Source organism: Ruegeria sp. YKSF131 (assembly GCF_059612645.1).
In genome coordinates, this window is sequence record NZ_JBXWQZ010000021.1 from 14,787 (window position 1) to 34,663 (window position 19,877).

The window sequence follows — 19,877 nt, forward strand, 5'->3', positions numbered from 1 at the left end:
CGCCGGACAGGGTTTCAGCGGAGGTTTCCGGAACGCTTGTCCCGGTCGCGGGCGCCTTACGAATGTTCCTCGGCCGCGGTGGCTGCAAGGGCCCGGTTGTAAGCCTTGAGCGCGTCGACATGGTAGAGCGCGCCAACCGGTGTCTCGGACCCGTCCTGTTCCAGAACGATAACCGGAATGCAGGGAATGTCGTCGCGGTCGAAATAGGGCATCGCGGCCTCAAGCGTGGCGCTGGCCTGAATGCACAGGCCCTGTTTGATCAGGGCTTGCGCCTCGTCCGCAGTGATCGACCGTTGATCCCCGAGCGGACGCATTACCGCCCCGGCACGGAGCATTGCCAGCAGATAGGCCTGCGGCCCGGCGGCCAGATGGACATCGCGGCGTTCCAGCTGGGTCAGGAAGAACGACCTGTCCACCAGGCGTGAGGCCAGCGCCGTGGACATGGACACACTGACCATAACAGCAAGGCCGATCTGCCAGTCGCCGGTCAGTTCAAACACGATCAGAGTGGTCGAGATCGGGGCACCCAGCACCGCCGCGGCCACCGCGCCCATTCCGGCAAAGGCATAAAGTGTGTGCGTGCCGGACACATCCGGCAGCAGCCCTGTGGCGATCAGTCCGAACGCCAGCCCGGTCAGCGCGCCGATCATCAGGGACGGTGAAAACACTCCACCCCCCATGCGCCCGCCCATGGTGATCGCCACGGCGATTGTCTTGGTCACCGCAAACAGGATCGCGGTTGTCAAAACCAGATCGCCGGTTAAAGCGCGGATCGTAGTCTGGTAGCCCACGCCGATGATATGCGGGAACCAGATCGCCATCAGCCCCAGCATCGCGCCGGACACGGCCGGTCGCAGCCAGCCCGGAATGGACAGGCGGTTCTGGATATGGCTGCCGATATCTTCAGCAAAGAAGATCGATCGCATCAGCAGCAGCGCGACAAAGCCGCAGATCAGGCCGAGGATCAGGAAGGCGGGAAGTTCGACATAGAATTGCAGCGATCCGGGCGTTTCCAGCGTGAACTCGGTAACGTCGCCATATTCGAGGCGGTTGATCACCGTTCCGGCGACCGAGGCGATGACGATCGGGGCAAAGGCATGCACGGCGAAGTGGCGCAGCACGACCTCGAGCGCGAACAGGGCACCGGCGATGGGGGCGTTGAAGCTGGCTGATACGGCGGCGGCGACAGCACAGCCCAGCAAGTCGCGGCCCGTGATCCCGTCGGCATGGATACGGTTGCTGACCCAGGTGGAAATCACCCCGGCCATATGCACCACGGGGCCTTCGCGGCCCGTTGACCCCCCGGAACTGAGCGTGATCAGCGAGGCAAAGAACGAGGCGATGCCGGCCTTGACCTCGACCCGCCCGTCGGTGATGGCGGACCCTTCGATCACATCAGCGACGGACCTGACGCGCCCGTCATTGGTGAACCGGTTCAGGATCAGGCCCACGACCAGCCCACCGATGATCGGGATGATCAGGATCATGAACCACGGCAGTTTCTCGGCATGGCTGTGCAGCAGCAGGACGTCGTCGGTGTCATAGAGATAGGCCTGCGACGCACGGATGGCTTTGCGGAACCCAAGCGCCATGAAACCGGCGGCGATACCGATGACCAGTGCGATGAACCAGAACTGGATCTGGCTTGGCCCCCGGCGCAGCATCACCCGCCACGCATCCTTGATCGCGGCCAGAGCCTGATTGAGCTGGTTGCGCAGAACGGTGCGGGTCGACTGGGTCATTGGCCCTCGGGGATCATCACGTAACCCTTAGTAAGCCACGGAGCACCCTAATAAAAGTGAGATAGCGACAGTGTGAGGCCAATTCGTGCCACGGGCGCATCAGGCCTGCAGCAGGGCCCGGGCGGCGGCGCGGGCCTCGTCCGTGATGGTGTCGCCCGCCACCATGCGCGCAATCTCGTCCACCCGGTCGGGTTGGGCCAGAGGGATGACGGTGGACAGGGTTTGCCCGTCCGTTACCTGTTTCTGCACCCGCCAGTGATGCGCCGCACGCGCGGCGACCTGCGGAGAATGGGTGACAACCAGCACCTGCCCGCCCTGCGCCAATGACGCGAGCCTGCGACCGACCGCATCGGCAGTGGCCCCGCCAACGCCGCGATCAATCTCGTCAAAGATCATCGTGCGGGCGCTGTCATCGCCCGACAGGCACACTTTGAGCGCCAGCAGGAAGCGGCTGAGTTCACCCCCCGAGGCGATCTTGTTCAGCGGCCCCGCAGGCGCGCCCGGGTTGGTGGCCACGGTAAAGGCCACCGCGTCGGTCCCTTCGGGGCCGGGTTCAGCCGGGGTGAGTTCGGTCCGGAACACCGCGCGTTCCATTTTGAGCGGAGCCAGTTCCGCCATGACGGCAGCGTCCAGCCGCCCGGCAGCCGCCGTGCGGGCCGCGCTTAGGTCGGCGGCGGCATTGTCATAAGCCTTTCGTGCCGCGTCCACGGCGGCACGCCTGTCCGCCAGGTCGGCATCGCCTGCTTCCAACTGGTTGAGGCGGGTGCGCAGAGTGTCGGCAAACGCGCCCAGGTCATCCGGGGCCACGTCATGTTTGCGGGCCAGTGCGCGGATGGCAAACAGGCGTTCTTCGGCCTGTTCCAGTTCCGACGGGTTGAAGTCCAGCGCCTGAAGGCAGGCGTTCACGCCATCCTGCGCCTCGCCCAGTTCAATCATCGCGCGCCCCAGCGCGGCAATCGGTTCGTCCAGCTGACCACCTGCGTTGCCAGACACGCCTTCCAGCCAGCGGATAGCGTCGGACATCGCCCCTTCGGCACCGTCCCCGGTCAGCATGGCATAGGCGCGGGCGACATCATCGCGGATACGCTCGGCCCCCTGCATCATGCGGCGGCGGGCATCAAGTTCGGCATCCTCACCGGGCTGAGGATCAAGCTGGTCCAGCTCGGAAACCGCGTGGCGCAGGAAATCTTCCTCACTTCGGACGGCCGCCAGCGCGGCCTCTGTCTCGGCCAGTGCCTTGCGGGCGCGTGACATGTCGGCCCAGGCCGCACGAACGGATGTCAGCCGGTCCGAGACCCCGGCGAAATCGTCCAGCATGGCCCGGTGGCCGCGCGGGTTCAGCAACCCGCGGTCATCATGCTGGCCGTGCAGTTCGATCAGGGTTTCCGACAGTGCGCGCAGCACATCGCCCGAGCAGCGACGGTCATTGACCCAAGCGGTCTTGCGCCCTTCGGCGGTGTTGACCCGGCGCAGGATCAGCTCATCCCCGCCTGGCAGGCCCGCTTCGGACAATATCGCATGTGCGGGATGATCGGCGGAAAGCTCGAACTCGGCCACAACCTCGCCCTGTGCCGCACCTTGCCGTACCAGTTCCGCACGCCCGCGCCAGCCCAGAACAAAGCCCAGCGAATCCAGAAGGATCGACTTGCCCGCGCCGGTTTCACCGGTCAACGCATTCAGGCCCGGCTGAAAACTGAGTTCCAGCCGGTCGATGATCAGCATGTCGCGGATATCAAGGGCGCGCAGCATCGGGTCTTCAGCGTCCCAAGCCTAATGCCATGGCGATTACAACCACTCACCCTTGATGGTCTGACGATAGATCGTGCTGAGCCAGTTGTTGCCACGGCTCTTGAGCTGAAGCCCGCGTGAGGTCAGCAGCTTGTACGCATCGTCATACCATTCCGAGGATTGGTAGTTGTAGCCAAGGATGGCACCTGCGGTTTGCGCCTCATCCAGCAGGCCGAGGGAAAGATAAGCCTCGACCAAACGATAAAGCGCTTCGGCGGTGTGGGACGTGGTCTGGAAATCCTCGACCACGACGCGGAAGCGGTTGATGGCCGCGGCAAAGTGATCCTGACGCAGGTAATAGCGCCCGATCTCCATCTCTTTGCCGGCCAGATGGTCAAAGGCCAGATCGAATTTCAACACTGCCGAGGTGGCATATTCGCTGTCGGGATAAACCTCGATCACGGTGCGCAGCGATTGCAGCGCCTGAAAGGTCAGCCCCTGATCGCGCCCGACCTCGTCAATCTGGTCGTAATAGCTGAGCGCCAGCAGATACTGGGCATAGGCCGCGTCTTCGTCCGTTGGATAGAAGTCGATATACCGCTGGGCCGCGGCCCGGCTTTCTTCGTAGTTCTTGTCGGAGTGGAACGAGAACGCCTGCATGATCAGCGCACGCTTGGCCCAGTCTGAATAGGGATACAGACGCTCAACCTCGGAGAAATACCAAGCCGCGTCATCCGAGCGATTCTGCGACAGTTCGTATTCGCCACGGGTGTAGATCTGTTCCGGTGTGAACCCTTCCAGATTCTGTTCCCGGTCCGCGCCCTTGTTGCCGAAAAGGCCGCCCCCGTTACCGCATGCCGTCAAAACTGCTGCCAGAAGAACCGCGCCTGCGAATCTGACTGCCGCTTTGCTGCCAACCATACCGCCCATCCTTGTCGTCTTACTTAATGGGGTTCGCCCCGAATTGAGCCATGGTCTAGCACAGAATATTCCGGTGCAAAACGCCTTATGCAACATCTGGCGCAAATGTCGTCAGAGTTGATCTGATCAGGCGACTTCGGGAATTTCGTTTACGATCAAGCCCTGCCCGGGCAGGCGTGCGGCCTGTTCCGGCGTGCACAGAACCGGGCGCACCGCGCCGGGCGTTTCAAACAGATTGCGCAGCAATGTGTTGGTCAGCGAATGACCCGACTTGTCGCCCGTGAAACGGCCCAGAATCGGCCCGCCTGCCAGATAGAGGTCACCCAGAGCATCCAGCATCTTGTGGCGCACGGCTTCGTCGACGCGGCGGAACCCGCCGGGCGTCAGAACCTCGCTGCCCTGCACGACCACGGCGTTATCCAGAGTACCGCCCAGGGCCAGCCCGTGTTCGCGCATGGCTTCAACATCAATGCGGCGGCAGAAGGTGCGGCAATCGCTGAGTTCGCGCGCGAACGACCCGTTGCGCATATCCAGCGTCTTGGTCTGGCTGCCGATTGCGCTGTCTTTGAAATCGATGTGGAAATCGATGATCAGCCCATCCGCAGGTGCGATCCTTGCGCTGGCCCCTTCACGCGATGCGGTGACGGTCTTCAGCACCTCATAGGCCAGCACCGGGCTGGCCTGACGGCGCACGCCTCGGGCCATGATGCCGCGTACGAAATCGATCGAAGACCCGTCCATGATCGGAACTTCGGGGCCGTCGATTTCAATCAGTGCGTTGTGAACGCCGCACCCGGCCAAAGCTGCCATGATATGTTCGATGGTGGATACCGACACCCCGGCATCATTCACCAGACGGGTGCAAAGCGGGGTCCGTTCGACCACGTGATAGATCGCCGGGATCATCGCATCGCCCAGATGGATATCCGTCCGTTTGAACCAGATGCCATGACCAGCTGCTGCCGGTTTCAGGATCATGGTCGCAGGCTTGCCGCTGTGCAGCCCGACGCCTTTAAACGTGACCGGAGATTTGAGCGTATGTTGCAAAATGGGCCTCGGCGAGTGGTGTCCAGCCTGCTGGGGCTGTGTTGGACACTCAGTTAAGGAAGCCCGCGTCAAGGCTCAACTCACTCTTTGTAACCGAATGAAACATGTATGTAACAGATCGGCAAAACCCTGCTTACCCGTTCGTAAGCCACTGTTTTAAAAAGAATTAGGGCCGCCAAATGGCGACCCCGTGAGTGGATTTTGTTACCGCGATCAGTTGGCCTGACGGCGCAGGAAGGCTGGAATTTCGATACGATCCTGATCCGGGTCGGCCTCATCGTGAATCGGTGCCGTGGCCTCGGACTGGCGCAGAACGGGCTGCTGACGCGGCGGATGGGCCGGTGTATCAGAGGCGTGCCCGGTCATCCGGTCGATCAGCCGATTGAAGCCAAACCGCGAGCGTTCTTCGGGTTCGTGATGCGAAACCGCCGCTTGCGGGCGGGGCGCTGCGGCGCGCTGAGCTGCCGAGGGAACCTTCTGAACCGCTGCCTGCAAACGCTGGAGCGCTTCGGGCGACGGGGTGCCTGCGACAGGCGCGCGCGGGGCAACAAAAGCCTCGGGCGCCGGTTCTATTTGCTCGGGCTGCGGCTCGAATTCGGCGACGCGCGGCTGATAGGCCGGTGGCGGCAGATCGTCCTCATCCCGTTCATCAAACGGCTGGAACTTCGGCTGGGCGGGCTCTTCCGCGGCTTCAAACAACGAAGGTTCGCGGTCCTCTTCCATCTGCGGCGCGGGCTCTGCCATTTCGGCGGCTGCGGGCGCTTCTTCGCGACCGTATTCTTCGGCCGAAACGGTGCGGGTCAGCGGCTCGGACATCGAGCGGCGCGCGACCGGAATATCAGCCGTTTTTTCGGTGGCGTCGATGCCGGTCGCAACAACCGACACGCGCATGCCGCCTTCCATCGCGGTATCCAGCGTCGAGCCGACGATGATGTTCGCCTCGGGGTCCACTTCCTCGCGGATGCGGTTGGCGGCTTCGTCCAGCTCGAACAGGGTCAGGTCGTGCGAACCGGTGATGTTGATCAGTACACCCTTGGCGCCCTTGAGGCTGATTTCGTCCAGCAGCGGGTTGGCGATGGCTTTTTCCGCCGCCTGAATGGCGCGGTCTTCGCCAGTTGCCTCACCGGTGCCCATCATGGCTTTGCCCATCTCGTCCATCACGGCGCGTACATCCGCAAAGTCGAGGTTGATCAGGCCCGGACGCACCATCAGGTCGGTTACGCCTTTGACACCCTGATACAGGACATCGTCGGCCATCGAGAACGCCTCGGTAAAGGTAGTCTTTTCATTGGCGAGGCGGAACAGGTTCTGGTTCGGAATGATGATCAGCGTGTCGACGACCCTTTGCAGTGCCTCAACACCGTCCTCGGCCTGACGCATCCGCTTGGCACCTTCGAACTGGAAGGGCTTGGTTACGACACCCACGGTCAGCACGCCCAGCTCACGCGCGGCCTGCGCGATGATCGGAGCGGCGCCGGTGCCGGTGCCGCCACCCATGCCCGCGGTGATAAAGCACATATGCGCGCCTGCCAGATGGTCGACGATCTGTTCGATGCTTTCTTCGGCAGCCGCGGCACCCACGGCCGGACGGGCCCCTGCCCCCAAACCTTCGGTGACCTTCACACCCAGTTGCACCCGCGCCGAGGACTGGCTTTGCTGCAGCGCCTGCGCATCGGTGTTGGCGACGACAAAATCGACGCCGTCCAGCTGTTTTTCAATCATGTTGTTGACAGCGTTACCGCCCGCACCGCCAACGCCAAATACTGTAATCCGAGGCTTCAGTTCGTCTTGCCCGGGCATCGAAAGATTCAATGTCATGCTCTGTCCGCCTGTATTTATGTTCCGCCAAAGCGGTATTTTTCTTACCTATCCTTGCTCGATTCTAGCGGGCTGATGCGAAAAGGTCACGTCAAAAATCGCGATTCACCACAAAATATGGAGGAAATAAGGCAGAAACCGGCGGCATTTCGCGGGTACTGCCAGATATAGCGGAAACATCGGCGACCATCACAAGGCAGACGACCCCGGCGCGAGGACTCAGCCGTTCGTCACGCTTTGGTCGACCATCATTTACACTGCGGAAAACTGCTCAGGTCCTGCCGCGCGCCTCTGCCGGGCCTTGTGGATATCTTGAGGGATAAATCGGCGCGCCGCAACCAATTTTTTAACTGAGCGGCGCACTTGGACAGTTCAGGCTGGTTTCGGTGATGCTGCGCACCTCCTGGATTTCGCTTTCTGCAAACGAGGCCAGACGCACCATCAGACGGCCTTCGTGCAGGAAGGGCCACCAGCAGACGGGAATACCATCCGGATCATTGTCATAGAGAAAGCAGATCTGACCGTTTGGCGTGGTGATCTGCCCATAGACACAGCCCTGCCCCTCTTGTCGCCAAACCGAAACGTGACGGTTCAGAAATTGCTCGGTCCCGACGAAATAGCCGCTGCGAATCTCATGGAACGTGAGCGTTTTGCCGACGGCGGCATCCAGAAATGCCTCGGGCGTGATGATGGTCTGGGCCGAAACCCATCCCGGCAACAGGGCCGTACACAGCGCGGCCCGTTGCAGGTGTCTACCAATTGTCACGGAACCACCGGACGGCCCGCTTGAACGGGCGCGCGGCGTAGGTATCGACCGGGATTTCGAAATCCCACCATTCGTCCTGCGGGTGCGCCGCAAACAGGCTGAGCCCCACTGAGGACGAGAACGCCGGTCCTGTCGCCGATTGCGGCAGGCCATGCACTCGCAGCGGGCGGCCCAGACGCACGCGTTGACCAAGGATGCGGGTCGCCAGGCCGTCCAGCCCCATGATCTGACTGCCGCCACCGGTCAGAACGATCTGCTGGCTTGGCATGTGTTCAAACCCGGCCGCATCCAGACGCACGCGGACCTCTTCTAGAATTTCCTCGACGCGCGGACGCATGATGCCGATCAGTTCGGCCCGACTGACCGTGCGGCGGTCGTGTTCCCAGTCACCGGTATCGCCGCCGATATCGATCATGTCGCGGTCATCAGCGCCGGTCGCATGAACGCCGCCATTGAACGTCTTGATCCGTTCCGCCACAGCCGCGGGCACACCCAGCCCCATCGAGATATCGGCGGTCACGTGATCGCCGCCCATACGCACGCAATCGGCATAGATCATGTGTTTCTTCATGAAGATCGAAACGCTGGTGGTGCCGCCGCCCATGTCGATACAGGCCGCGCCGAGTTCCTGCTCATCTTCGACCAGCGCGGAGATTCCCGAGACATAGGCCGAGTTCGCAATCCCGGCGAGTTCCAGATCGCAGCGTTTGATACAGCGCACGATGTTCTGGATCGCCATCGCATCGACGGTCAGCATGTGCATATCGACCGCAAGGCTTTGGCCCATCTGCCCGCGCGGGTCGATCAGGCCCGAGCGGTTGTCGAGCGCAAAGTTGACCGGCTGTGCGTGCAGCACTTCGCGCCCGTCGCCGTAATCCGGCACGTCGCATGCGTTCAGAACACGACCCACTTCGGCCTCGGTCACCAGCTGGCCATCCAGATCAACCTGTGCGTCCAGCCCGTAAGAGCGCGGGTTGGCCCCCGAGAAACAGGCGATGACGTGATCGACGCGAATATCGGCCATCTTCTGTGCGGCCTGAAGCGCGGTGCGGATGGCGCGTTCGGTTTCCTGCATGGCGGTGACTTCGCCAAACTGTACGCCGCGCGAACGTGTCGTTGCGGCCCCGATCACCCGAAACCCCGTCTGCCCCGCCATTGAGCCGATGGTGTTATCTTCACTCAGCCGGCCCGATCCGTCAAAACGCAGAACGAGGCAGGCAATCTTGGAACTGCCCACATCCAGAATCGCGATCACACCGCGTTGCAATGCCTGGCGCCGCATTTGGCGCATGGCGCGTTGGGACTGATAAAGATCGGTCATCATGCTCGTTACTGCCCGTTACTCAGTGTCACTTTTGTATTCCACCAGTCTTCGCTGGCGGCTTTGGTCATTCGGATGGTGGGACGCTGGCCAAGGCGCATGTCGACCACGGCCACGTCGCGTTCCAGAAGGTCCTGCACCTCGTTCACGGCAAGGACGCGTTCCAGCGCACGCACCGGGCGCTCGGTCGGCAGCATGATGCGCTGGCCACGGTCCAGGACCAGATCCCAGCGCCGTTCACCCACGCGCACCAGCCCGCGCACACGATTGCCCAGGCTGCGGGCGGTCTGAAAGATCTCGAGCGCCTGTGCCACATGGGCATCCGCGCCCGCGCCCGCGATCAGCGGCAGGTCGGCATGGTCCTTGCGAGAGGTGGTTTCCTTGACATGCGCGCCGGTCTCGTCGAGCAGTTCCAGCCCGTCATGCGTCCGCCAGACAATCACGGGCTGACGCTCGACCACGTTGACCTGAAGGATGCCGCCCGGACGGATACGTACGGTTGCCGATTTCACCGGATCAAGCCCGGTGATCGTGTCGCGCATCTGTTCGACATCCAGATCCCAGGAACTGATCGGGAAATCCAGAGGCACGACCTCGCGGATATCATCGGACAGGCTGGTGCCTGCCCCGTCGATGGCCATCAGGTTGACCATGAACTCGGGGCGTTCCTGAATCGAGGTGCGAATATCGGCAATATAGGTACCAAGCGCTTCGCGCCGTTCCTGAGAGGCAAAATAGACGCCAACTGCCGCGGCAATGGCGCAGATCGGCAGGCCAAGCTTGACGCCCAGACGGATACCCGGTGTCAGCATCCAGCGCTGAAGACGATAGCTGAGGCGCGACGGGGCCGGATCGCTGCGGCGTGCGGTGCGGGAAAACACCCGCGCCCCGCGCAGACGCAGAATGGGCTGGGTGTCATGCGGCTCCGTATCAGCCGAGGCAAAATCGGCATCCGGCCCGGCAAGGGGCTTGGTGCGATGGATTTCCAGAGAGCGGCTGGCGATTAACGGTTGCATGAGGCGTCCTTAACCATCCAGGCGCAGAGCTGACCAAATGTCATGCCCATATGCGCGGCCTGTTCCGGGGCCAGCGAGGTGGGTGTCATGCCAGGCTGGGTGTTGGTTTCCAGCAGAAACAGCCCATCAGCACCCGCGCTGTCATCCCAGCGAAAATCGGTGCGGCTGACACCCTTGCAGCCCAAAGCATCATGCGCGCGCAAGGCATAATCCATACAGCGATCAAAGATGTCCTGCGGGATATCGGCAGGGACCACGTGCCATGATCCACCGGGTTTGTACTTGGCGTCATAATCGTACCAGCCGCCATCGGTCATGATCTCGGTCACGGTCAGGGCGCGGTCGCCCATCACGGTCACGGTCAACTCGCGCCCGGCCACGTATTTCTCGACCATGATCTGGTCGGGCATATCTTCGGACAGCTGCGGCGGGCCGTTGGCGTTTTCGTGGACGATGTAGATACCGACACTGGACCCTTCGTTATTGGGCTTGGCCACATAGGGCGGTTCCATCACATGGGCGCGGGTCACTTCGGCACGCGGGACGATCACACTGGGGACAACGGGCAGGCCTTCGGACCGGAACACCTCTTTGCTGCGCTGCTTGTCCATCGCAAGGGCCGAGGCCAGAACGCCCGAATGGGTATAGGGGATACGCATCCATTCCAGCATCCCCTGCACGCAGCCATCCTCGCCCCAGCGGCCATGCAGGGCGTTGAAAACCACATCCGGCTGAATATCCAACAGGCGCGCATAGAGGTCGGGACCTGCGTCCAGTTCGACCACTTCAAAGCCTTCTCCCACAAGGGCGGCTGCGCATTCGCGCCCAGAGCTGAGAGACACCTCGCGTTCCGCCGAGGGGCCGCCCATCAATACCGCCACTTTGGGGTTTGTCCTGCTCGACATACCCAATGTGCGCCTCAATGTCCCCGGACCTTATGTGGTGGTCCGTACTGCGTTTATGCCTTTGATCCGTCGCCTGAATTTGCCTGTTTTGGTCTGACGGTCGGGGCTTTATTCTTTTAGCGGATCACCGACCCGCATGATTTCCCACTCTAGCGTGATGCCGCTTGTTTCGTAAACCTTTTTTCGCACCTCTTCGCCCAGACCTTCGAGGTCGTCAGCGGTGGCGGTGCCGGTATTGATCAGGAAGTTCGAGTGTTTCGGGCTCATCTGCGCCCCGCCGCGTGCCGCACCGCGCATTCCCGCATCGTCGATCACTTTCCACGCCTTGAGGTCATGCACGTCATCGGCCTGCCCGGTCGAGGAAAACCCGGCCGGGTTGCGGAACGTCGATCCGGCGCTGCGGTCCTTGGTGGGCTGTGTTTCGTCACGCTTTTTCAGTTGCGCTTCCATTCGGGCATGAAGATCATCGGGATCGCCGGACGGGCCTTCGAACGTGGCCGAAATCAGAACGGCGCCTTCGGGCAAGTCGGACTGGCGATAGCGAAAGTTCAGTTCCTCGGTCGTCAGGTCCCGCAGGTCGCCCTGCCGGGTGACAATGGTGGCCTTGCGCAGCACGTCCGCCGTGTAGCTGCCATAACAGCCCGCATTCATCCGCACCGCGCCCCCGATCGAGCCGGGGATGGTGCGCAGAAAGGTCAGGTCCACACCCGCATCCGCGGCCTTGCGCGCAACATGCGCGTCCAGTGCGGCAGCGCCCGCGATGACCGTATTGCCCTCAACCGAGATGGCGTTGAACCCGCGCCCCAGCCGGATCACCACGGCCCGCAAGCCACCATCGCGCACGATGAGGTTCGAGCCGACCCCCATCGGGAAGACCGGCACACCATCCGGCAGATCGCGCAGGAAGGCCTGCAAGTCTTCGATATCGGCAGGTTGAAACAGGTAATCCGCCGGCCCACCGACGCGGAGCCATGTGAGGTCAGACAGGTTACGCGCTTTGGACAGGCGGCCCCGGACGTCAGGAAGGACAGGGGGAAGCCGTGTCATGTAGTCGCGCGCACCGCCAGGCTGCGCCCACCGACCCCGCCCATGATTGCGGCGAAAAGGAAGGGGAGAACGCCGGCAGTCAACCAGACCAGCGGGCCGAACGCCTTGTCTTCTTCACCCGTTCCGACACCGGCCAGCACGACGATCAGCCCCAGACCAACCGCGGATGTCAGCCCGATCAGCCACAGAAGGCTGCGCAGGCCAAGCCAGCGGCCCGCCGTAAACCCGGCAGCGGCACCCAGAACGAAGGAAACGAGCGGTAGATAGGCAAATGTGGCGATTGTCGCCATGACAGATCTCCTGAAGTTGGCCGGTTATTCTTTGGCCGCCTTCATGCCCTGCATTTTCGCCTTTGTCCAACGGGTCAGATAAATCACCGGCCAGCGCAGCACGGACATGCCCATTGCCAGCACCAGCAAACCGATCCAGGGGCCGTTTTCATAGGTGACATAGCCGACGATGGGAATGCCCACGATGATCAGGATATAGGCGCGCGTCCAGTGGTTGTCGGTACTGGGGATCAGCGCAAGGATGTTGGCGGCAAAGCCCCACAGGGCCGCCAGAGCGATAGACCATGTCATTCCGCGACCTCGTGCCCTGTCCATTTGCGCCAGTAATACCGGATGGGGTTGCGAAACATCGACACGAACCCGGCAAATGCCGCGACCGACCAGAACCAGCCATGGACATACCCAAGCCACACGACCAGCACTGGTGCGCAGATCAGCAGGACAAACCCCGGCGGGAATTGCAGGCGCATCGGCAACATTGCCACGATGGTGGCGCAGATCACCCAAAGCGCTGCAAAGATCATCGAATAGTCCATTCGCCCCTCCGAGGACACGCGACTGTTGCAGTCAGAGTATCACACTTTTTAGTTGTGCGACAAACAAATGACGCGTCAAACTGCTTGTTTTCTTTGCAATCTCTCGGGCAGGCCATTGGCCCAGGCGCTGATCGTACCGGCCCCGAGGCAGACGACCATATCGCCCGGACGGGCCTGTTCGCGCACGAGGCGTTCGAGATCGTCTTCATCCAGCAGCGCGCGGGCGTGGCGGTGGCCGTGACGGATCAGGCCCTGCACCAGATCGTCGCGCGAGGCACCTTCGATCGGGTCTTCGCCAGCGGCAAAAACCTCGGCAATCGCCACAACATCGGCGTCGTTGAAGCAGGTGCAGAAATCATCAAACAGGTTGGACAGGCGCGAATAGCGGTGCGGCTGATGCACCGCAATCACGCGGCCTTCGGTCGCCTGACGGGCAGCCTTGAGAACAGCTGCGATTTCAACCGGGTGGTGGCCGTAATCGTCGATGATGGTGACACCGTCGATTTCTCCGACCTTTGTAAAGCGACGGTTGACGCCGCCGAAATTGGCCAGCGCATCGCGGATTTCCGCAGCTTTCATGCCCAGATGGCGGGCGACAGCCACAGCGGACAGCGCGTTTGAGACGTTGTGATCGCCGGGCATCGGCAGGGTGCAGCCTTCGATCATCTTGTCTTCGTATTGCAGGTGGATGTCGAAATGCGCCACGCCGCCCTTATAGGTCAGGTTCACAGCCCGCACATCCGCCTGCGCGTTGAACCCATAGGTGCGCACGCGGCGGTCGGTGATGCGGCCGACAAGGGCCTGAACCTCGGCATGATCGGTGCAGCAGACGGCCAGACCGTAGAATGGCAGGTTCGAGACGAATTCGTAAAAGCCGTCGCGCAGCCTGTCGAAATCACCCCAATGTTCCATATGCTCGGGGTCGATATTGGTGACAATGGCAATGGTTGCGGGCAGGCGGTTGAACGAGCCATCGCTCTCGTCGGCTTCGACCACCATCCATTCGCCCTGCCCCATCCGCGCGTTCGATCCATAGGCGTGGATGATGCCGCCATTGATCACGGTCGGATCGAAATCGCCGGCCACCATCAGTTCGGCCATCATGGTCGTCGTGGTGGTCTTGCCGTGTGTTCCGGCAATGGCAATGTTTGAGCGCAGACGCATGAGTTCGGCCAGCATGTCGGCGCGGCGGACAACCGGCAGCCCTCGGGCGCGGGCTTGGTCCAGTTCCGGGTTGCCCGGTTTGATCGCGGTCGAGACAACCACAACGGCGGCGTTTTCAAGGTTTTCGGCGCGCTGGCCGACGAAAATCTCGGCCCCCAAACTGGCCAGCCGGTTGGTGATCTTCGAGGCTTTCAAATCGGAGCCCTGTACCTGATACCCCAGGTTCAGCAGCACCTCGGCGATGCCCGACATGCCGATCCCGCCGATGCCCACAAAATGGATCGGCCCTACGTCCTGCGGCAGTTTGGTTGCTGGGTTCATGTGGTCTCCTTCTGCGCCAGCTGCTCGACCAGAGCGACCAGACGCTGGGTGGCATCGGGCGCCCCGACCGACAGGGCACCATGGGCCATTTTCTGTGCGGCTTCGGGGTTCGTGAGAACCGTGGTGATTTGCTGTGTCAGCGTGGGAACGTCAAGCGCATTTTCCGGGATCATGATGGCCCCGCCGGCCTGGACCAGCCCGCGCGCGTTGGCGGTCTGATGATCCCCGGCGGCAGCAGCAAACGGGATCAGGATCGAAGGGCGACCGATGACCGAGATATCGGCCACGCTGGACGCGCCCGAGCGCGAGATCACAAGCTGCGCATCCGACATGCGGCGGGGAATGTCATCGAAGAAGGGCTGAACGTCGGCGCGGATACCATGATCTTGGTAGAATGCGCTGACCCGTTCGCCATCTTCATCCCGCGCCTGATGCGAGACACGGATATGCGCGCGAAGGTCTTGGGGCAGCGCGGCAATCGCACCGGGCACCATATCGCTGAGGATGCGCGCACCCTGCGAGCCGCCCATCACCAGAACCGACATCGGATAGTCACCCGGCGGGATATACCCGGCGGCGGCGCGGTCCAGAACCGCGGCACGTACCGGGTTGCCAGTGTGGATGCCATGCGCGCCTTCAGGCAGATCCGTCGGCCAGACGCCGCAGGCCACCTGTGCAACGCGGGTTGCAAACAGCTGATTCACGCGGCCCAGTACCCCGTTCTGTTCATGGATCATCCGCGGAACTTTCAGCAGGGTCGCTGCGCCCAGCGCCGGGATCGAGGGATAACCGCCAAAGCCTACGACAACATCGGGTTTGTCGCGCATCATCTGGAAGACCATGCTGGTGACACCACCAGCGATAATCGGGCCAACCATCGCCTTGGCCGCCAGACCGCCACGGGCGAAGGTGGCCGAGGACGCCTCGACAATTTCAGTCGAATGGGGAAAGCCGCCGGTATAGCGCGCACCGCGCGGGTCGGTGGACAGGCGCACGCGCCAGCCCTTGTGCAGCATCGCCTCGGCCAGCGCCTGAGCGGGGAACATATGGCCCCCGGTGCCGCCAGCCGCAATCAACAGGTAAGGGTTCCCCATTATCCTCGTCCGCGCAGAATATCGCCTAGTTCGCCCTGTGGGCGGTTTCGGGTGAAGGCCAGCAGCATGCCGACGGCAATACCGCCTGCAATCAGCGACGAGCCGCCATAGCTGACGAACGGCAAAGTCATGCCTTTGGCGGGCAACAGACGTACCGCAACACCCATGTTGATCATCGCCTGAACGCCAAACATGCAGGCCAGACCGGTACCGGCCAGACGAATGAACATGTCGCGTTCGCGCATCAGCCGCAGCAGCGAGCGCACGACGATCAGCGCATACAGCGCAATGATGATCATGACGAGGATCAGGCCGTATTCCTCGGCCGCGACGGCGATGATGAAATCGGTATGGGCATCGGGCAGCGACCATTTCACCTGCCCCTCCCCTACGCCGACGCCGAACAAGCCACCTTCGCGGATGGCGTTGGTGGCATAGCCAAGCTGGGTGGTCGGATCGACCTCTTGATTCAGAAAGCCGTCGATGCGGCGGGCAAAGTGTTCGGAATTCGAATAGGCCAACATCCCGCCCAGAACGACAACACCGGCCATGCCCAGCAACAGCAGCATCGGGGCCCCGGCCACGAAATACATGACGCCCCAGCCGAACAGGATCAGGCAGGCCTGACCGAAATCGGGTTGCATCACCAACATGGCCACGATGGCCATGCAGAGCGCAAAGGACCACAACCGCCCCGGAGGACCGTTGATTTCCTGCGAGGCGGCCAGCAGCCATGCAGCCACGACGACAAAGCCGGGTTTCAGAAACTCGGACGGTTGCAGCGAGGCAAAGCCCAGTGAATACCAGCGCACCGCGCCTTTGCCGAAATCCGTTCCAAACACCGGCAGGAAGACCAGAGCGACGAAGGCCCCCAGAAAACCCAGAACGGCCAGACGCCGCACCAAGGTTGGAGACATCATCGAGGTCAGCAGCATCGCGATCAGCGCCAATCCGCCAAAGAAGGCCTGGCGCTCGACATAATGGAAGGGATCGAACCCGTTACGACCGGCCAGCGGCGGCGAAGAGGCCAGCCCCAGCAACAGTCCGATGGTAAACAGGATCAGAACGCAGGACATCGTCCAGCGATCGATAGTACGCCACCATTTCGGTAGAATCGGTTCTCCGCGCTGGTCCTGGACCGCGCCATACACCATCTCAGTCATGAGATACCGCCACTCTCTGCCTCGTTAACGCCCCGTTTTCGGGATCTGGCTGAAAGTCTACATGCAATTTGGCGATCAGGCCAGCCTGTTCGCGGGCAAATCGGGATTTCCCGCCCAAGACCCGTGCCGCACACCCGGACCGCCGGTCAGCCGTGTTGCGACGGCCACCGGGCGGAAGGCGGCGGGCTGTCAGACTTTGGTCAGCAGCAGCGGCACATCCAGCAACCCCGCCACACCGAACAGTTCGGCCCTGGGGGGTGGCGTGTAACCGTTGATCGCGTCAGCTTGCAGGGTTCCTGCGGCAGAGGACCAATACCAGTGGGTGTTGTCGAAACGCGTTGCAGATGTTTCGAGGTTCTTGAAGATGGCTTTGATCTGCACACCATTGAGAACATTGGGCGACTTTCGCTGCATCATCGCGATCGCCCCTGCAACGAGGGCCGAGGCCCCCGAAGTTCCGCCGAATTCAGTATAAAGCCCGGCAGGATCATCCACAGCCTTTTTTCGGGTTTCGACAGCCGCGGCAAGGCTGCCTTCGACATAGCCCCGCGGGCCCGGCACATCCAACGTCACCAACCGTTGAGATGCGAAATCGACAATCGGGATCGCGTCACCACTGCCGTCGCGTTTCAGGTGATGTTTCGGGTTTTCCAGATGGAAGTCAGTGGCCGAGGCTGCATCACGGTCCAGACGAATTTGATAGCGGTTGTATATCTCACCGTCATCCGAGGGGGCGGAAACGGTCAGATCAGCAGAGTAGTTCGAATACCCGGACCGGGTGCCATTATAGTTGACGGCCCCCACCGAGATGATCCCGTTGGTTGGATCACCGGACAAGCTGGCAGGATAAATCAACTCGCTTCGACCGTCATTGCCAGCGGCACAGACCACCGGGATTCTCGTGCTGACCCATTTGATGATCTTGTCCAGCGCCGACCATGCCATCGAGATGTCGCGCGCGTCGCCGTCGGGTTCGTCGCGCCTCGTCTCGTGCAGGCGGGTCTTTTCGTGCGAGTCCAGACCCGGATAGAACGGCTCGGTGCCAGTGGCAGGGCGAAATCTATATCCCGGCCAATGAGCAGGGTTCGCGGCATCGCGCGGAAACAGGATGACATGCGCGCCTTTGTGGAGGGCATAAAGAAACGCCGCAATCAATTCTTCCGGGCTGGGCGAGATCGACGTCGTGATCGGAATAATCCTGCTTTTGGGATCGACCCCGTAATACGCCGCGATATTGCCGGTATTGCCGAATTGATCGGCTGCAAAGCTGGTTCCGCAGGCCAGCCCGGCACAGCTGGTGCCGTGCCCGGCATAGCGATCGTCATAGGCATCGATGTAACGTTTGACGCCAAAACCCGACCTCAGCCCGGCAATCACCCGCCGTTCCTGAGAGGTCAGGCCCGGAATGCCCAAGGGGTCCTGAATGCCCGACAGATGTTGCACCTGTTCTTCGATATGCTCGGCCCCTGCCGCAACAGTCGACCGGTCGATGTATTTGACGCCGAACGGGTGGCTGGCCAGATCAAGGGCGTCGTCCCGAATGACCCTGTCCGCCGGAACCGGTCCGGTGTCCGGCGATTTCAGGTTCGGGTGATGCGGGGCCACGCCCATGTCGATCAGGGCGATTTTCGCCTCGGCCAGAGCGGGACCTGTGAAATCCCAGGTCGCGGTATCGATTTCCGGGCAGGTCTCTCCGTCGGCGGGTAGGGGTGCCTTGACGGTCAAGGCTTTGATCGCGACCAGATGCCAGAGATAGTAATAGCGTGCGTAGTCTTCGTTTCCTGCGGTCATTTCGTCACCTCGCGTTGATCCTCAGCCCAGCCATTCGTCTTGTGCTTCGTCCATCAGTTCGTCCAGAACCTCGGTCAGGTAAGCCACGGTTTTTCTGGCCAGACTTCGCCCGGCAGCTGTGTCGCTTGGATAATGCAAACCGGCCCATTCGCGGTTTTCAGCAATCCGCTGGGCGCGGTGGAACAAAGCGACAGTGCCCGGATGTTCGGGGATCAGACGCGAGAACAGTTCGGCAATCGCGAAGGATTGGTAGGAGTGGTTCGAGGGGTAAGCCGCATGATAAGGCACCGGAAGAAAGGGCCGGATCAGCGGCTGGATGATATTGGGTCTGGGCCGGCTGAAGCGGTTCTTGTAGGTCAGGCCGATTTCATTCGTCAGTTCCAGCAGGATCGTCATCAGCGCGCGGGTCGCATCAAAGCCGCCCTTCTCGTCAATGCCCAGCGGACTGAGATATTCATCGATGCCAAAGCCTGCCTGCGCCACGATTTCCTCGCGCCGTGTTGCCTGATTTGACCACTTGAGCCGCCCTTGCAGGATCAGCAGGTATTCAGTTTCCTTCATGCTTTCGTCAGGGCCCGGTGGCGGCAGAAGATCGATATTTTCCCAGACCTTGCCCAGCAATCCGGATGCGGGCAGCATACCGATCCGGCACAGATCGCGCATCTCGCGCCAGCCGAAGGAGGCATCGCTGCCGCCGACGTCAAAATCGCTGCGGTTTCTGTTACGATTGCGATTTCTGTTTCGGTTCCGGTTTCTGTTACGATTGCGGTTTCTGTTGCGGTTTCGGTTCAGTGCGAATGCCGAAGATGCGCTCATCGCGACAGACGCCGCGCCGAGGGCAGAGCGTTTCCCGATCTCTTCGTCTTTCGCACCTTTTACACGGCTGTCAGACCTGAAGGGGTCGATGAATTCTTCGTTCTGCATGAACTCGGTAAGCTCGCGCAGTTTTTCAATATCCAGCAACTCGGGATCCAGATCATGAATGGCATTGAGGTAATCGATGAAGCTTTCCCTCTGCGCGTCGTAAATGAAATTGTCCAACGCCTTTCGATTGTCCCCCGGTGAGGCACCGAGACCACCGGTTCCGGCAAGGTTCATCAGTTTCACCACTTTGCACGAGATCAGCTCACCACGTCGGACCATCATTCCGAAACCGTTGAGCGTGGACACGTAAGACATAAGTAAACCCCCTACTTTTACCCCTACT

Annotated in this window: 18 protein-coding genes; all 18 read right to left on the reverse strand. The window is 61.5% G+C overall.

What is annotated here, in order from left to right:
- Positions 1-56 precede the first annotated feature (56 nt).
- Positions 57-1,742 carry a chloride channel protein gene (locus tag AC2FLZ_RS09670; protein WP_496882127.1) on the reverse strand — a complete coding sequence of 562 codons (1,686 nt, stop codon included), beginning with the start codon at positions 1,740-1,742 and terminating at the stop codon, positions 57-59.
- A 99-nt stretch (positions 1,743-1,841) separates the two neighbouring features.
- Positions 1,842-3,491: a DNA repair protein RecN gene (recN, locus tag AC2FLZ_RS09675; protein WP_496882128.1), complete on the reverse strand. Its 1,650-nt coding sequence runs from the start codon at positions 3,489-3,491 to the stop codon at positions 1,842-1,844.
- A gap of 36 nt (positions 3,492-3,527) precedes the next feature.
- Complete coding sequence (locus tag AC2FLZ_RS09680; RefSeq protein WP_480475969.1) at positions 3,528-4,391, reverse strand: outer membrane protein assembly factor BamD; 864 nt, start codon at positions 4,389-4,391, stop codon at positions 3,528-3,530.
- Positions 4,392-4,517: 126 nt separating this feature from the next.
- Entirely contained in the window at positions 4,518-5,438 is a 921-nt protein-coding gene (gene lpxC, locus AC2FLZ_RS09685) for a UDP-3-O-acyl-N-acetylglucosamine deacetylase (RefSeq protein ID WP_496882129.1), read from the reverse strand.
- Positions 5,439-5,651: 213 nt separating this feature from the next.
- Positions 5,652-7,256 carry a cell division protein FtsZ gene (gene ftsZ / locus AC2FLZ_RS09690; protein ID WP_480554080.1) on the reverse strand — a complete coding sequence of 535 codons (1,605 nt, stop codon included), beginning with the start codon at positions 7,254-7,256 and terminating at the stop codon, positions 5,652-5,654.
- 346 nt (positions 7,257-7,602) lie between these two features.
- Positions 7,603-8,022, reverse strand: coding sequence for a hypothetical protein (locus AC2FLZ_RS09695; protein ID WP_480516298.1), 420 nt, complete (start codon positions 8,020-8,022; stop codon positions 7,603-7,605).
- The gene (gene ftsA / locus AC2FLZ_RS09700) at positions 8,009-9,343 is read right to left on the reverse strand and encodes a cell division protein FtsA (protein ID WP_480475961.1); all 1,335 of its coding nucleotides are present in this window, start codon (positions 9,341-9,343) and stop codon (positions 8,009-8,011) included. The genes AC2FLZ_RS09695 and ftsA overlap by 14 nt, the downstream gene beginning before the upstream one ends.
- An 8-nt stretch (positions 9,344-9,351) precedes the next feature.
- Positions 9,352-10,359, reverse strand: coding sequence for a cell division protein FtsQ/DivIB (locus tag AC2FLZ_RS09705; protein WP_480475959.1), 1,008 nt, complete (start codon positions 10,357-10,359; stop codon positions 9,352-9,354).
- A complete protein-coding gene (locus AC2FLZ_RS09710; RefSeq protein ID WP_496882135.1) occupies positions 10,347-11,270 on the reverse strand; it encodes a D-alanine--D-alanine ligase in 924 nt (307 codons plus the stop codon). Before AC2FLZ_RS09710 ends, AC2FLZ_RS09705 begins: the two co-directional genes overlap by 13 nt.
- 102 nt (positions 11,271-11,372) lie before the next feature.
- Entirely contained in the window at positions 11,373-12,311 is a 939-nt protein-coding gene (murB, locus tag AC2FLZ_RS09715; RefSeq protein WP_480493806.1) for a UDP-N-acetylmuramate dehydrogenase, read from the reverse strand.
- Positions 12,308-12,601 (reverse strand): hypothetical protein, encoded by a 294-nt coding sequence (locus AC2FLZ_RS09720; RefSeq protein WP_209504519.1) that lies wholly within the window; start codon positions 12,599-12,601, stop codon positions 12,308-12,310. Before AC2FLZ_RS09720 ends, murB begins: the two co-directional genes overlap by 4 nt.
- Before the next feature lie 24 nt (positions 12,602-12,625).
- On the reverse strand, positions 12,626-12,892 hold the full coding sequence (locus AC2FLZ_RS09725) for a DUF2484 family protein (protein WP_480475955.1): 267 nt from the start codon (positions 12,890-12,892) through the stop codon (positions 12,626-12,628).
- A complete protein-coding gene (locus AC2FLZ_RS09730; protein ID WP_480516296.1) occupies positions 12,889-13,137 on the reverse strand; it encodes a DUF2484 family protein in 249 nt (82 codons plus the stop codon). The genes AC2FLZ_RS09725 and AC2FLZ_RS09730 overlap by 4 nt, the downstream gene beginning before the upstream one ends.
- A gap of 75 nt (positions 13,138-13,212) precedes the next feature.
- Positions 13,213-14,622, reverse strand: coding sequence for a UDP-N-acetylmuramate--L-alanine ligase (gene murC, locus AC2FLZ_RS09735; RefSeq protein ID WP_480475951.1), 1,410 nt, complete (start codon positions 14,620-14,622; stop codon positions 13,213-13,215).
- Entirely contained in the window at positions 14,619-15,716 is a 1,098-nt protein-coding gene (locus tag AC2FLZ_RS09740) for a UDP-N-acetylglucosamine--N-acetylmuramyl-(pentapeptide) pyrophosphoryl-undecaprenol N-acetylglucosamine transferase (RefSeq protein ID WP_480475949.1), read from the reverse strand. The genes murC and AC2FLZ_RS09740 overlap by 4 nt, the downstream gene beginning before the upstream one ends.
- Positions 15,716-16,879, reverse strand: a complete 1,164-nt coding sequence (gene ftsW, locus AC2FLZ_RS09745; RefSeq protein WP_480475947.1) for a putative lipid II flippase FtsW — start codon at positions 16,877-16,879, stop codon at positions 15,716-15,718. The genes AC2FLZ_RS09740 and ftsW overlap by 1 nt, the downstream gene beginning before the upstream one ends.
- A gap of 189 nt (positions 16,880-17,068) precedes the next feature.
- Complete coding sequence (locus AC2FLZ_RS09750; RefSeq protein ID WP_480516294.1) at positions 17,069-18,670, reverse strand: S8 family serine peptidase; 1,602 nt, start codon at positions 18,668-18,670, stop codon at positions 17,069-17,071.
- A gap of 21 nt (positions 18,671-18,691) precedes the next feature.
- A complete protein-coding gene (locus AC2FLZ_RS09755) occupies positions 18,692-19,849 on the reverse strand; it encodes a phosphatase PAP2 family protein (protein ID WP_480604449.1) in 1,158 nt (385 codons plus the stop codon).
- Positions 19,850-19,877 lie beyond the last annotated feature (28 nt).